This is a genomic window from Rhizobium sp. 18055, from assembly GCF_902706285.1.
In the GTDB taxonomy this organism is placed as follows: domain Bacteria; phylum Pseudomonadota; class Alphaproteobacteria; order Rhizobiales; family Rhizobiaceae; genus Rhizobium.
Window position 1 is genome coordinate 22,787 of record NZ_CACSKD010000012.1, and the last position, 15,679, is coordinate 38,465.

The window sequence follows — 15,679 nt, forward strand, 5'->3', positions numbered from 1 at the left end:
AATGGCCCAAAATAGGTCGCGGTCGGGCCTCCGGTCCGGCCGTACGGCAAGCTGCAAGAGCGCTTGGATCTTGGCTTGTGCGCCGGTTGCCCGATCAGGCGAGACCGAAATCTCAACATGACAGGCATTTCAATTCGCGTTTCCACTTCACAGACAATATTGAATCTACTTGATAATATTTGGAAAATGTCGGTTTTATAACGGATATATTACAGCTATCTTTCATTCCTTGGTAAATCGAAACGTCGGAGCGGGATCATCGTTTTCGCATCGAATTCTTAGGCGCATTTGGCCTTGGAAATTTTCTCGTATGTTTCGATTGCATCTAGTTGATCCATATTTTAGTCTTTAAAAGGCCGATTGTGTTGCAATCGGCAGCCGAGATCGAGTGGTCATTAACTGGAAATTAAAGACTGCTGAATAAGACTTTTCTTCGTCGCGATAGTTCTGCCGAAGAACGCGTTGTGCCTGTTTGTGCCAAACACATTCAGGTCGCCGTGTTGCAAAGTGAGACATTCGTGTTCACGGCGTAGGGATCAGAGTCACTTTGTGGCTCTGGGCGCATGATGCCCCTCCGATGCGCTGGCTCGAGCGAGCCATGTCAAGTTCAATATATTTTCTTCCGATACGGAACCTGGATCGTCGCCGATGGTGGCGCCTGGTGAACGCTTTGCGTCGCCAGCGAACGCCGGGTGCATTTGGCCGACGGAATGGGAATAGCTTTTTTGATCAGCCAACACGAGGGGCGCTCGTCTATGACTTCCATTGTTACTTCTTTGACCGTCAACCAGATCCGGGCTCTTTCGACCACCGCGATCTCCAGTCTTTCTTCCGACGACGTTGCCGCGCTGAACACGGCGCAGATCAAGGCGCTCAGCTCAACACAGCTTGGAGCGATCGAAACACGGGACTTCGTCGCCCTTTCCTCGACCCAGATGGCGGCCGTATCGGCAACTGCCATCGTCGGCCTGAAGCTGGACCAGCTGGCCGTTCTTTCCACGGCGCAGCTCGGCGGCTTCTCAACGAGCCAGATGGCCGCGCTCTCGACCACTGAAGTCGCAGCCCTTTCATCGGACCAGCTCAGCGCCCTGAGCACTGCGCAGGTTGGCGCACTGAATTCCAAGCAGCTCGCAACCCTTTCCTCCGACGATATTGCAGCGCTGACGACCGAGCAGGTCGCTTCGCTCAAGACCGCGCAGATCGCAGCGCTGAGCACGGCACAGCTTGCAGCCTTCTCGACCGATCAGGTTGAAGCACTGACGACGTTGCAGGCCGGCGCGTTGACCTCGGGTCAGCTCGGCGCCATGTCGTCCGACGATATTGCAACCTTCTCGACCGACGAAATCGCTGCCATCAGCACGAAGGCGCTTGCCGGTCTGACCACGGACGGCCTCGCCGGCCTCAGCACCGACCAGATTGCCGTGCTGAAAACCGGCCAGATCGCAGCGCTGACCAGCACCCAGGTTGGCGCGCTGTCGACCGACCAGATCGTCACTCTCAGCTCGACGCAGATTGGCGCTTTGAGCTCCAAGCAGGTCGCGGCGCTCAGCACCGATGAAGTGGCTGCATTCACCACCGAACAGGTTGCGTCTCTGAAGACCACCCAGATCGCTGTGCTGAACACTGCCCAGCTTGCCGCGCTTTCCACCGACCAGGTCGAAGCTCTGACGACCGCACAGGCCGGCGCATTGTCCGCAGCCCAGCTCGGCGCCATGTCGACCGACGATATCGCAACGTTCTCGACCGACGAGATCGCAGCCATCAGCACCAAAGCAGTTCAGGGTCTCTCCACAGCGACACTTGCGGCACTGACAACGGAGCAGGTCGGGGCTCTCAAGACCAGCCAGATCGGACTGTTGAGCAGCACGCAGATCAAGGCGCTTTCGACGGATCAGATCGTTGCTCTCAGCACGGATCAGATCGGCGCCCTGAACTCCAAGCAGGTTGCAGCTCTGACCACAGACGAAGTCGCGGCCTTCACGACCGAACAGGTCGCTTCGCTGAAGACCGGCCAGATCGCTGCGATGAACAACACGCAGATCGCGGCCATGTCGTCCGAGCAGATCGAGGCGCTGTCCAGCGCGCAGATCGGCGCGATGACCTCGGCCGAACTTGCTGCCCTGTCCACCGATGATATCGCCACCTTCTCGACCGACGAGATCGCGGCCATCAGCACCAAGGCGCTTGCCGGTCTTACCACCAGCAACCTCGCAGCACTCTCGACCGAACAGATCGGCGCTCTGAAGACCACTCAGGTTGCACTTTTGAGCAGCAGCCAGATCGGGTCTCTGACGACCGACCAGATCGTCTCCCTGAGCACCGATCAGGTTGGTGTGCTGAACTCCAAGCAGATTGCAGCCCTGACGGCTGACGAAGTTGCAGCGCTCTCCACCGATCAGGTCGCCATTCTCAAGACGAGCCAGGTTGTTGCGCTGAACTCCACGCAGATCGCGGCGATGTCGTCCGACCAGCTCGAGGCCCTGACCAGCACGCAGATCGGCGTTCTGAGCTCGGTTCAGCTCAGCGCGATGTCCACCGAAGACCTCGGAACCTTCACAACCGACGAAATTGCAGCCATCAGCACGAAGTCGCTTGGGGGGCTTTCCACCGATGACCTTGCATCGTTCACGACAGAACAGGTCGCCGCTCTGAAGACCAGCCAGATCGCTCTCCTGAGCAGCAGCCAGGTCGCGTCGCTGACAACCGACCAGATCGTCGCCCTGAGCACTGATCAGGTCGGTGCGCTGAACTCCAAGCAGATTGCCGCACTCAAGACCGATGAAGTCGCAGCGCTGTCGACCGACCAGGTTGCCGTTCTGAAGTCCACCCAGATCACTGCCCTGAGCAGCACGCAGGTCGCGGTACTGTCCTCCGATCAGGTCGAGGCGTTGACGAGCACTCAGGTCGGCGTTCTGACCGCAACTCAACTCGGCGCGATGAACACCGATGGCATTGCAGCCTTCTCGACCGACGAGATCGCAGCGATCAACACGAAGGCCGTGACGGCTCTCGCTACAGCCACCATCGCCGCCTTCACGACCGATCAGGTCACAGCCCTGAAGACAAGCCAGGTCGCACTGCTCAGCAGCAGCCAGATCGCGTCCCTCTCCACTGACCAGATCGTCGCCCTCAGCACCGATCAGGTCGGCGTACTGAACTCCAAGCAGGTTGCGGCCCTGACGACTGACGAAGTTGCAGCGCTGTCGACCGAACAGGTCGCCATCCTGAAGACGGGCCAGGTTTCCGCTCTCACCTCGACCCAGATCGGTGCGCTTTCCACCGACCAGATCGACGTGCTGACCAGCACGCAGATCGGCGTTCTGACATCGGCCCAGATCGGCGCGATGTCCACGGATGACGTCGCCACCTTCACGACCGACGAAATCGCGGCGATCAGCACAAAGGCGCTGTCAGGTCTCTCCACCGACGACGTTGCAGCCCTCGGCACCGACCAGGTCGGTGCCCTGACGACGAGCCAGGTTGCACTTCTGAGCAGCACCCAGGTTGCGGCATTCACCACCGACCAGATCGCGGCTCTGAGCACCGACCAGATTGGTGTCCTGACCTCCGTGCAGGTTGGCGCTCTGACGACAGATGACGTCGCGGCGCTTTCCACCGATCAGATTGCAATCCTGAAGACAGGCCAGATCGCGGCGCTCAAGACCGCCCAGATCGAAGCAATGTCGACGGATCAGGTCGAAATCCTCAGCAGTTCGCAGGTTGCTGCCCTTACCGCGGCCCAGATCGGTGCGATGTCCAGTGAAGACATTGCCACCTTCACGACCGACGATATCGCGGCGATCAACACCTCGGCTATCCCGCAGCTGTCCACCGACGATCTTGCCGCCCTCAGCACCGACCAGGTCGTTGCCCTGAAGACAAGCCAGGTCGCGCTGCTCAGCAGCACGCAGATCGCGTCCCTCTCCACTGACCAGATCGCCGCACTCAGCACCGATCAGGTCGGCGCGCTCAACTCCAAGCAGGTTGCAGCTCTGACCACCGACGAAGTGGCGGCACTGTCGACCGAACAGGTCGCCATTCTGAAGACCGGCCAGATCGCATCGCTGAGCACGTCGCAGCTTGCAGCAATGTCGACCGATCAGGTCGAAGCGCTGACAAGCACGCAGATCAGCACTCTGACCGCGGCTCAGCTCGGCGCAATGTCGACGGACGATGTCGTCACCTTCACGACCGACGAAATCGCCTCGATCAGCACGAAGGCTCTGGCGGGTATCTCGACGGATGACCTTGCAGCGCTCTCGACCGAACAGGTCGCCGCTCTCAAGACCAACCAGATCGCTCTTCTGAGCAGCAGCCAGGTGGCGGCGTTCACCACTGACCAGATCGTCGCACTCAGCACCGATCAGGTTGGCGCTCTGAACTCCACGCAGGTCAAGGCTCTGACCACCGATGAGGTGGCGGCGCTCTCGACCGGCCAGGTCGCTTCGCTGAAGACCAGCCAGATCACGGCGCTGAACAACACGCAGATCGCAGCGATGTCCACGGACCAGATCGAGGCACTGACCAGTGCGCAGATCGGCTCCATGACATCGACTGAACTCAGCGCGCTGTCCACCGACGACATCATCACCTTCTCGACCGATGAAATCGCGGCAATCAGCACGAAGGCTGTGGGTGGTCTCACCACCGACAACATCGCGGCCCTCACCACCGATCAGGTTGGTGCCCTGCAGACAAACCAGATCGCTCTTCTGAGCAGCAGCCAGGTGGCAGCATTCACCACCGACCAGGTCGCTGCACTGAGCACCGATCAGGTTGGCGCCCTGAGCTCCACGCAGGTCAAGGCACTGACGACCGATGAGGTTGCAGCGCTCTCGACCGAACAGGTTGCCATTCTGAAGACGACCCAGATTGCGGCCCTGAGCAGCACGCAGATCGAGGCCATGTCGACCGACCAGCTCGAGGCACTGACCACCGATCAGGTCAGCGTCCTGACTTCGGCTCAGCTGACTGCGATGTCGACTGACGATCTGGTTACCTTCTCGACGGATGAGATCGCGGCGATCAGCACGAAGGCTCTGTCGGGCCTATCCACTGACGACGTGGCAGCACTCACCACCGACCAGGTCGGTGCCCTGAAGACGAGCCAGATCGCGCTTCTGAGCAGCACTCAGATCGCGGCTCTGACCACCGACCAGGTTGCTGCGCTGAGCACCGATCAGGTTGGCGCTCTGAACTCCACACAGGTCAAGGCACTGACGACCGATGAGGTTGCAGCGCTCTCGACCGAACAGGTTGCGGTTCTGAAGACAACCCAGGTTGCCGCTCTGAGCAGCACCCAGATTGCGGCAATGTCGACGGATCAGATCGAAATCCTCAGCAGCTCGCAGGTCTCTGCCTTGACGGCGGCCCAGATCGGCGCGATGTCCACGGACGACATTGCAACCTTCTCGACCGACGACATCGCGGCGATCAGCACGAAGGCTGTAGCCGAGCTGACCACCGCCAGCCTGACGGCGTTCACCACCGAACAGGTCACTGCTCTGCAGACCAACCAGATCGCACTGCTGACTAGCAGCCAGATCGCGGCGTTCACCACCGACCAGATCGTTGCCTTCAGCACCGACCAGGTTGGCGCCCTGAACTCCAAGCAGGTTGCGGCTCTCACCACGGATGAAGTCGCAGCGCTCTCGACCGACCAGGTTGGTGTTCTGAAGACGACCCAGATTGCGGCGCTCAACAGCTCGCAGATCGAAGCGATGTCGACGGATCAGATCGGGATCCTCGACAGCGACCAGATTGCGGCTCTGACGTCGGCGCAGATCGGCTCCATGTCCACCGATGACATTGCAACCTTCTCGACAGACGAGATTGCGGCAATCAGCACGAAGGCTCTTTCGGGTCTCTCTACTGATGACATCTCGGCCATGAGCAGCGATCAGCTGGAAGCCTTCACGACCACGCAGGTTTCTCTGCTGAACAGCGCGCAGGTGGAAGCAGCGATTGCAGCCTACGCCGCCTTCAACGGCAGCTAACAACTGCTCGTGCTGCTTCGGCCGCACCCTTTCAAATCTCAGGCGCCGCCCGGCTATCGTCGGGCGGCGTTTTGCGTTAACGGCACCTTGGGGGTGGGGACTCGTCTCTGGTTGATTGCGGCCCGGACGGCCTTGGCTGCAAGGCCGATCAGCCCGACGCAAGGTAAATCCGATAGCAAAAGGCATGACGCTTTCCGGCGTCGCTCACTCTCCGGTCGAAGGGCCGTTTTGCCGTAGGATGTCCATGAACGCGAACACCGCAATTGCCTCGAGCCGCATTTCGCCCATCAACGGCGTGTTGGAGCAGGCGCGAAATCAACGCATGTCGCTTGGAGAGCTGATTCAGATTACCGAGGGCTTGAATGGCGCTGATCAGCGACCGCAGTCTGTCGAGCTTTACAAGACGTGGATCGCGTTCAACGACGGCAATCCGCTGCTGCATCTGGCCTATTTCAACTATTCGGTCGCTTGCCGACAAGCCGGTGATATCGCCGGCGCCATCAGCGCGCTGCGCGCCGCCTTGAAGATCGACCCGAAATTTGCGCCTGCGCATATCAATCTCGGCCGTGCGTTGGAAGATTGCGGCCTGATCGATCAGGCGGTTCAGCAGTGGCGAAGCTTTGCCGATGCGACCACCGAGATTACCGGCGAGCGGATCGAACACCGTCTGATGACGCTTCAGCATATGGGGCGTGTGCTCGAAAGCCATGGTCGCCTGGATGAAGCCGAGACAATCCTGTGGCAGGCGATCGAACTGCAGCCCAACCGGCCCGAGGCGGGGCAGCATTGGACGTCGCTGCGCCAACGTCAGTGCAAATGGCCGATCCTGACCTCGTCGATCCATGTCTCGACCCGGCAGTTGGTCGATGCGATGTCGACGATGACGCTCTCCTGCCAGGCGGATGACCCGCTGTTCCTGCTTGCGAAAGCCTATCGTTACAACAAGTCGCTGATCGGGAAACCGAACGTCAGCGCTTTCGCGCGCAAGGCTGTGCAGCAAAAGACGGGCACCGGCCAGCGCGTGCGCGTCGGCTATGTCTCTTCGGACCTGCGCGACCACGCAGTCGGCTTTGCGCTCCGTGAAGTGCTGGAGTTGCACGACAAGAACGCGGTCGAGGTCTTTGCCTATTACTGCGGTGAGCCGAGGACCGGCGACGCGACGCAGGACCGGATCAAGGCCGCGGTCGATTGCTGGCGCGATATTACCACGCTCGGCGACCTCGAGGCGGCGACGCTGATACAGGCTGACCAGATCGATATCCTGATCGATGTCAACGGCTACACCAAGCATGCACGAACCAAGCTCTTCGCCTATCGCCCGGCGCCTGTGATCGTCAATTTCTGCGGCTACCCCGGTTCGATGGCGAGCCCCGTGCATCAGTACATGATCGCCGACGAGCAAATCGTGCCGCCTGAGAACGAAATCTACTATTCCGAAAAAGTGCTGCGGATCGCCTGCAACCAGCCGATCGACCGCAAGCGGCAGATCGCCGGACAGCCGACACGCACGCAGGCTGGGCTTCCGGAAGGCGCCTTCGTCTATGCCTGCTTCAACGGCATGCAGAAGATTACCGCGCCGTGCTTTGCCCGCTGGATGACCATTCTTGCCGCAACGCCGGGCAGTGTGCTGTGGTTGCTGGCCGCCGACGATGCGGTCAACGATCGCCTGCGCAAGATGGCGGCCCAGCACGGCATTGCGCCCGAGCGGATCATCTTTGCACCCAAGGCCCCAAATGCGCATCATCTGGCGCGCATCGGTGTGGCCGATCTCTTCCTCGATACGTTCCCCTATGGTGCGCACTCCACCGCCGCGGACGCGATCACCATGGGTCTGCCTGTGCTAACGGCGCCGGGAAAGAGCTTCGCATCGCGGTTCTGCAGCAGCATCGTTGCCGCAGCCGGTGTGCCCGAATTGATCTGCAGCGGGCCCGACGAATATGTCAGCCGGGCAATCGGCTTCGCACAGGATCGTGCAAGTCTTGCGGCCGTCAGGCAATCGTTGCAGGGCAAGCGCGAGACCAGCGCGCTGCGCGATATTCCGGGCCTTGCACGCCGCCTGGAAGAGCTGTTCTGGCAGATGCAGGGCGAGGCCGAGCGCGGTGAAACGCCGGTGCCGGATCTTGCCAATCTCGATGCCTATTACGAGGTCGGCGCCGAGCTTCTGTCTGTCCACGCCGAATTCGAGGACGATAGCGCTTACCGCAGACATTACCGGGAGAAGCTGGCGCAGTTGCATGATTACGCACCGCTGGCGCGTGACACACGCTTGTGGCGCGAGCCTGCGGCTTAAGCGACGTCATGGCATTTGTTGGTAGACGCTGAATTTCGGTATTGGTTTTAGGGGCAGGGTGTTATGGCGCCGGTTATACTTGTGACGTTTGCCGGAAGGCAGAAGAGGATGGATATCCTCACCCAATATATTCGCAGGGCAATTGCGGACGGCATTATCGACGAGTGGCACATCTGGGACTTTACCCGATCCGCCGAGGATAGTGACTGGGTCACCCGTGAATTCGGGCCGGCCCGGTTCATGGGCGACAAGGCACCGTATCAGGAAAAAGGCGCGGTCACGCCGCAGTCTGCGTTCCGCACCAGCGTGAAGATCGAACACGATTTTCATATCGCCGTCGTTCCCAACGGCAATCCCGAGCAGTGCTTCGAGATCGTTGTCGGCGGCTGGAACAATATGCAGTCCGTTGTCCGCAAGGTCTCCTCAAGCGAGCTGAACGCGACCGCTCGCACGACCGAAGAGACCATATGGAGCAAGGCAACGCCCGCTGTTCTCTCGCCGAGCGTGCCGAATGACGTTGTCCTTTATGTGGATCAGGCCGGCACGACGTCGCTGCGTGTCAACGGCGTAACGCTCGGCACCTGGCCGGAGCTTAATCTCAGCGCTGGCGCACAGGTCATGGTGCGTGGCGGGTGGGGCGCCAATCTGGAGCTTTGCGATGTCCACGCGTCGGTGCGCCGCTATGTCGGCAATCCGAAGGAACAGCTGCCTTACTGGCAGGCCTACGATTATTATGCACGGCGCGTTCCGCAGTTTTCCGATGCGGTATTCCTGAAGTGCGACGATGACATTGTTTATGTCGATGTCGATAAGCTCAATGATTTCATTGAGTTCAGACTTGCCAATCCGGAGTATTTCGTCGTTTCGGCGAATGTGGTGAACAACGGCGTATGCGCGTTCCTGCAGCAGTCGGCCGGCGCCATTCCCGAAGAGGTCGGACATTTCGAACACCCGCCCGGCGGCTTTGGCGGCAGCTTGTGGCTGAGTGCCGAACGCGCCACGGCGCTGCACGACTTCTTCCTGAAGCGGGAGCGCAAGCATCTGCCGCTGCCCAGCGCCGCGGTCGAATGGAACGAGCGTCACTCGATCAATTTCGTCGCATGGCTCGGAAAGGACCTTGTTCACATGGCGTTGCCGAAGGGCGATGACGAGTACGCGCTGACCGTTGGCCTGCCGACGTTTCTAGGTCGGCCTTCCGCCATCTATTCGGACTTTGTGGTCAGCCATCTGAGCTTCGGACCGCAGGAAAACGGGCTCGACCTTGACCGGTTGCTCGATGGCTATGATGCGCTGATGCGGTCCAAACTCGGATTGTAAATGACAGAACAAGGCTCCGCCGGACAACGGTGGAGTAGAGGGATCGGCCGAGGTCACGGGTGCCGCTGCGGTGTTGCGTATCGCTGCCGGGATCTCGCAGGGGAAACATAAGATAGGATTGGGTCTGATGTCGGGGAACGAAAAGATTATGATCGTCGGGGCTGGGCTTTCGGGCGCGGTGATCGGGCGGGAACTTGCGCTGGCGGGCCACCAGGTCGAAATCATCGATGCGCGCGAGCATATTGCAGGCAACTGTCACACGGAACGCGATGCCGATACCGGCGTCATGGTGCATGTCTACGGGCCGCACATCTTCCACACCGACGATGCCGAAGTCTGGAACTATGTGAACGACTTCCAGACCTTCATGCCCTACAAGAACCGGGTGAAGACGACGAGTAACGATGCCGTCTATTCGCTGCCGGTCAACCTGCATACGATCAACCAGTTCTTCGGCAAAACCTTCCGGCCGGCAGAGGCGCGCGCGTTCATCGAGGAATATGCCGCCGACAAGTCAATCGTCGATCCGCAGACTTTCGAAGAGCAGGCCATGCGCTTCGTCGGCAAGGACCTCTATGAGGCCTTCTTCAAGGGCTACACCGAAAAGCAGTGGGGCTGCTCGCCGACCGAGCTGCCGGCCTCGATCCTGAAGCGGCTGCCTGTTCGCTTCAACTACGACGACAACTATTTCTTCCACCAGTACCAGGGCATGCCGCAGAACGGCTATACCGACATGATCGGCCGCATTCTCGACCATTCCAACATCACGGTAAAGCTCCGCACGCGGTTCGAGCGTGCCGACGATGCCGACATTGGCCACGTGTTCTATTCCGGGCAGCTTGATGGCTATTTCGACTACGAAGCCGGAAGGCTTGGCTATCGCACCCTCGATTTCGAACGCTTCAGCTATGACGGCGACTATCAGGGCTGTGCGGTGATGAACTACGGCGATGCGTCGGTGCCGTTTACCCGGATCACCGAGCACAAGCATTTCTCGCCCTGGGAAGAGCATGCCGGCTCGGTCTGCTACCGCGAGTTTTCGCGCGCCTGTGGTCCTGACGATATTCCTTACTATCCGATCCGCATGGTCGAGGAAAAAGAGCAGCTGGCGCAATATGTGGCGCGTGCCGAAGAGGAGACGGATGTCACCTTCGTCGGCCGGCTCGGAACCTATCGCTATCTCGACATGGACGTGACGATCCGCGAGGCGCTCGATACGGCGCGGCTTTACCTGGCGAAAAAGGCCGACGGCGCCGCAATGCCGGCGTTTTTGCATCGGCCGGTCTGAGCGGATCGAACGCTTGGATATTTTGGACGGGTGCCTGTGATGGGCGCCCGTTTTGTGTTTCGTGGTATGTTGGCAGCAGTGCAGGGGCGGGGGGAGATATGACGCTGGAGGAATTGATCGACAGATACCGACCGCACTTGGCCGACGAGTCGATCGGCGTTCGACGGAGCTGGGAAGAGATGTTCCGATACACGCTGAAGCACTATTCGAGGGACACCCGACTGGACGCCTTCGACCTCGACGTGCTGGCCGAGCGGCTGTCGTCGTCCGACTTGCATCAGCCGCTCGTCGCTGGATACGTGAAGCGCTGGCGCGAGCTATTGGCGCGGGCAGGGGATCTTTAGCGCGGGCTCGCCCTTGGCCCGATACCGGGCTCGATGCCTGCCGTGACCGCCGTGCCCTGATTTTCGGAGGCAGCGTGTAACAAAATGGCCAACGCTCTCGTAGATGCTGTCAGAACCGTGAATTCGCACGAGGAGGCGAGACGATGCTGAATAGACGTCGATTGATGTTGCGTGCCGGTCTTGCCGCGATCGGCCTGCCGCTGGCCTTTGACCGCTCGAAGGTGATTGCGGCGGAGACATATCCCGTCACGCACACGGATGCGGAGTGGAAGACGCTGCTTAGCGGTGACCAATTCTCCGTGCTGCGCGAGGAGGGCACCGAGCGGCCCTTCACCAGCGATCTGCTGCACGAGGCGCGCAAGGGCAATTTCGCCTGCGCCGGTTGCGATCAGGATGCGTTTGCGTCAGCCACCAAGTTCGACAGCGGCACCGGCTGGCCGAGCTTTTGGGCACCGCTTGACCGCAAGGTGGTCGGCACCACGCGGGATACGCAGTTCGGCATGGTGCGCGAGGCGGTGCATTGCAGTCGTTGCGGCGGCCATCTCGGCCACGTCTTCGACGACGGCCCGAAGCCGACAGGCTTGCGCTACTGCCTGAACGGCGTTGCGCTGAAGTTCCATCCGGCTGCGGTCTGATCGACAGGGCGATCGCGGGGCTGCGGCTTTGCCTGCCGTCCGCAGGCCTGGGGCCGTCGCCGATCACAGATTTGAAATTCGCCTTCCTGATCCGGGCGTGCAAGCTTACGCCTTCATCTTTTCTGAGAGGAGACCACCATGACCACTCGTAAAGACTCCCCCACCTCGCGACGCCCGTTGAGGGCAGCTGTCTGCGGCGCCGCCATCGTGCTCGCGGCAGGATTGGCGCTGCATTTCACCCCCTCGTCCGCGGGAGAGGTGCATGTCATTCCGGCGCCTGCGATGGATGAGAAGGCCACCTCGAACAGCGAGACGGCGACCTTCGCCGGCGGCTGCTTCTGGGGGGTGCAGGGTGTGTTCCAGCATGTGAACGGTGTGATCAGCGCCAAGTCCGGCTATGCCGGCGGCGCCAAGGGCACGGCGCAGTACGAAGCGGTGAGCGGCGGCGATACAGGCCATGCGGAATCCGTGCAGGTGGTGTTCGATCCGACGAAGGTCAGCTACGGCCGCCTGTTGCAGATCTACTTCTCGGTGGCACACGATCCGACGCAGTTGAACCGGCAGGGACCCGATAGCGGCACGCAGTACCGTTCGGCGATCTTCCCTTCCAGTGACGAGCAGGCCAAGGTTGCCAAGGCCTATATCAGCCAGCTCGACCAGGCGAAGGTTTACGACGCAGCGATCGTGACCAAGATCGAGCCGGGCAAGGCGTTCTATGTCGCGGAGGCCTATCATCAGGATTTCCTGACGAACAATCCGACCTACCCCTATATCGTGATCAACGACCTGCCGAAGGTGGCAAGTCTGAAGCAGCTGTTCCCCAAGGATTACAGCGCCAAGCCGGTGCTGGTGGCCGCGTCCGGGTCGAACTGACGACCTTTCAATTGAGGGCATGGACACCGTGCTGCCCTCATCCCGTAACAAGCACGGGATGAGGGTGGAGAACGTGCATACGTCGCCTCGAGAGAAGGCGATAATCCAAGCCTTGCCAGTTCCTAAGACGCCCGCTCAGCTGTGAGCGGGCGTCTTTTGTTTCATGGCAGGCAACCTATCAGGTGCGCGGCTTCAGGTTTTCAGGGTCGTAGATCGGCTTGTAGCCGACGCTGACGACTTCGACCGGATAGGTCTCGGCGAAGTACTCGACGTTCAGTTTTCGGCCGACCTGGCAGTAGTCGTGCGGCAGGTAGGCGAGCGCGATGTTCTTGCCGACCGTCGGGCCGTAGGCCACCGAGGTCGTGTAGGAGATGCGGCCGAGGCTATCGACCAGCGACTTGCCGGTTTCCGGGTCCATCACCGGCATGGAGCCGACAGGGTAGCGCTTGACGCCAGACTTGTCGGTGTTTTCGGTCATCACAAGCGTGCAGAGCATGGCCGGCTGGTGGTCGCGGGCCTTGTACTCCAGATGTTTGGCCTTGCCGCGGAAATCGGCTTCCTTGACCTTCGGGCGGGCGAGGTCGGCTTCCAGCAGATTGTACTGGGTGAGCAGATCGCCGTTCTGCAGGCGCAGGCTCTTTTCCATGCGGCGCGAGTTGGCATAGGTCTCGACACCGAAGGGCATGACACCGGTGGCGCGCAGCGCGTCCCAGACGGCGAGGCCGTCCTCGTATTTCATGTGCAGTTCCCAGCCCTGCTCGCCGACATAGGAGATACGGAAGGCGGTGACGGTCTTTCCTGCGATCTCGATCGGCTTGATGGCCGCGAAGGCGAAGTTTTCGGCGTCGAGGGCTGCCGGGTCGGCCACCACCTTCTTCAGCGTGTCGCGGGCGTTCGGGCCCCAGATGCCGATGGTGATGAACTTTTCCGAGACGTCGGTGATGGTGACGTCGAGGCCGCGATCCTCCGCCACGCGCTTCATGTAATGGAAGTCGCGCGGGCCGGCGTCGGCGCCGTTGATCAGGCGGCAGCGATCGGCCATGCGGATGACGGTGAAGTCGGCGCGGACCATGCCCTCGTCGTCGAGGAAGTGGGTGTAGATGCCCTTGCCGATATTGCCGTCGCCGCCGATCTTTGCGGCGCACAGCCACTCGAGAAGATCGACATGGTCAGGGCCTTCGATATCGACCATGTGGAAGTGGCTGAGATTGACGATGCCGCAATCCTCGCTCATCGCCAGATGCTCGGCATTGGAGACGCGCCAGAAGTGGCGGTTGTCCCATTCGTTCTCACGGACTGGAACCTTGTCGGCGTATTTCTCCAGCAGGTGTTCGTTGGCGGCGTAACCGTGCGCACGCTCCCAGCCGCCGAGTTCCATGAAGTGGCCGCCGAGTTCTTTCTCGCGCTCGTAGAAGGGCGAGCGCTTTGCGTTGCGGCTGGTGGCGTAGGGTTCGCGGGTGTGCACAGCCGGGAAGTAGATCTTCTGGGCGGCTTCATAGCAGCGGTTGGCAATGAATTCTTCGGTCAGCTGGTGTGGATAGAAGCGGGCGTAATCGATGCTGTTGTGGTCGATTTCGGTGCGGCCATCAGTCATCCAGTCGGCGATCAGCTTGCCGTAGCCCGGGCCGTCCTTGACCCAGATGGCGACGCAATACCAGAGGCCGCGGACCTTCTGGCTTTCGCCGCAGGACGGACCGCCGGCGGCAGACACCTGCAGCAGGCCGTTGAAGGAATGGCCCTCGTTATAGCCGAGTTCGCCGAGGATCGGCGTCAGTTCCATAGCCTTTTCGAGCGGCTCGAGGATCTGTTCCATCTCGAGATCGCGCTGCGACGGCGACAGGCGTGCCTCGTGCTTCTCCAGAAGGTCTCGCGGGTGGCACATGCGCGGATTGGTGGTTTCGTAATAGCCCCACTCGATCTGGCCGCCTTCGGTGGTCTTCGGGTCTCCGGTGTCGCGCATATAGGCGGAGTTGCCCTGGTCGCGCAGCAGCGGGAAGCCGATTTCCTTGCCGGTGCCTTCGAACTCGTTGTAGGGGCCGAAGAAGGTGAGGGGATGATCGACCGGCATGACCGGCAGGTCTTCGCCGACCATTTCGGCGATCAGGCGGCCCCAGAGGCCGGCGCAGACGATGACGTGATCGGCCATGATGGTGCCGCGATGGGTGACGACACCCTTGATGCGACCACCCTCGACGATCAGCGACTGAGCCGGCGTGTTGCCGAACATCGTCAGCTTGCCGGACTTTTCAGCGGCATCGACAAGCTTGCCGGCGACCGTTTGGCTGCGCGGGATGACGAGGCCGGCGTCGGGGTCGAACAGGCCGCCCTGGACCTGATCCTCCTCGATCAGCGGGAACATTTCCTTGATCTCGGCAGGGCCGACATAGCGGGCGCGGGTGCCGAAGGCCTTGGCGGAGGTCAGCTTTCGCTTGATCTCTTCCATCCAGGCGTCGTCGCCGGTGCGTGCCACTTCGAGGCCGCCGATGCGCGAGTAGTGGCCCATCTTCTCATAGAAATCGATCGAATATTGCGTCGTCCAGACCGAGAGATAGTCGTGGGACGTGGTGTAACAGAAGTCGGAGGCATGGGCCGTCGAGCCGATATCGGTCGGGATCCCTGACTTGTCGATGCCCACGATGTCATCCCATCCACGCTCTATCAGATGATGGGCGATGGATGCGCCGACGATCCCCCCGAGACCGATGATGACGACCTTAGCCTGCTTAGGAAACTCTGCCATTGAGGACGACCCTGATTGAATATTGAAATCGGATTTTAGGGATTGAGACGCGACGTGTAGAGCCTGTCTACGACATAATTATCATACTGCACGACCAGAGCCATGCTGTCTGTGGACAGAAGGCGGGTGAGGAAGGCCGGTTGCAGGTCGTTTTTGCGTGATTGATGCGGCTGCAGGAGGGGCAAACAAGCGGTTC

General features: G+C 60.6%; 8 protein-coding genes. 7 read left to right on the forward strand and 1 reads right to left on the reverse strand.

Features of this window, described 5'->3' with window-relative positions; translation table 11 throughout:
• The first annotated feature begins 755 nt into the window (after positions 1–755).
• The 7 genes from GVL52_RS19480 to msrA all read left to right on the forward strand — a co-directional run bounded on the left by GVL52_RS19480 (position 756) and on the right by msrA (position 12,743).
• Positions 756–5,996, forward strand: coding sequence for an S-layer family protein (locus GVL52_RS19480; protein WP_160010183.1), 5,241 nt, complete (start codon positions 756–758; stop codon positions 5,994–5,996).
• Positions 5,997–6,240: 244 nt separating this feature from the next.
• Entirely contained in the window at positions 6,241–8,286 is a 2,046-nt protein-coding gene (locus GVL52_RS19485; RefSeq protein WP_160010185.1) for a tetratricopeptide repeat protein, read from the forward strand.
• Between the two features lie 108 nt (positions 8,287–8,394).
• Positions 8,395–9,603: a hypothetical protein gene (locus tag GVL52_RS19490; protein ID WP_244619233.1), complete on the forward strand. Its 1,209-nt coding sequence runs from the start codon at positions 8,395–8,397 to the stop codon at positions 9,601–9,603.
• Positions 9,604–9,730: 127 nt separating this feature from the next.
• On the forward strand, positions 9,731–10,891 hold the full coding sequence (glf, locus tag GVL52_RS19495) for a UDP-galactopyranose mutase (RefSeq protein ID WP_160010189.1): 1,161 nt from the start codon (positions 9,731–9,733) through the stop codon (positions 10,889–10,891).
• Between the two features lie 98 nt (positions 10,892–10,989).
• Positions 10,990–11,235: a hypothetical protein gene (locus GVL52_RS19500; RefSeq protein WP_160010191.1), complete on the forward strand. Its 246-nt coding sequence runs from the start codon at positions 10,990–10,992 to the stop codon at positions 11,233–11,235.
• Between the two features lie 143 nt (positions 11,236–11,378).
• Positions 11,379–11,870 carry a peptide-methionine (R)-S-oxide reductase MsrB gene (gene msrB / locus GVL52_RS19505; RefSeq protein WP_160010193.1) on the forward strand — a complete coding sequence of 164 codons (492 nt, stop codon included), beginning with the start codon at positions 11,379–11,381 and terminating at the stop codon, positions 11,868–11,870.
• Between the two features lie 138 nt (positions 11,871–12,008).
• On the forward strand, positions 12,009–12,743 hold the full coding sequence (msrA, locus tag GVL52_RS19510; RefSeq protein ID WP_160010195.1) for a peptide-methionine (S)-S-oxide reductase MsrA: 735 nt from the start codon (positions 12,009–12,011) through the stop codon (positions 12,741–12,743).
• A 178-nt stretch (positions 12,744–12,921) separates the two neighbouring features.
• On the opposite strand, the gene GVL52_RS19515 is transcribed toward msrA, so the two are convergent.
• A complete protein-coding gene (locus GVL52_RS19515) occupies positions 12,922–15,483 on the reverse strand; it encodes an FAD-dependent oxidoreductase (RefSeq protein ID WP_160010197.1) in 2,562 nt (853 codons plus the stop codon).
• Between the last annotated feature and the right edge of the window lie 196 nt (positions 15,484–15,679).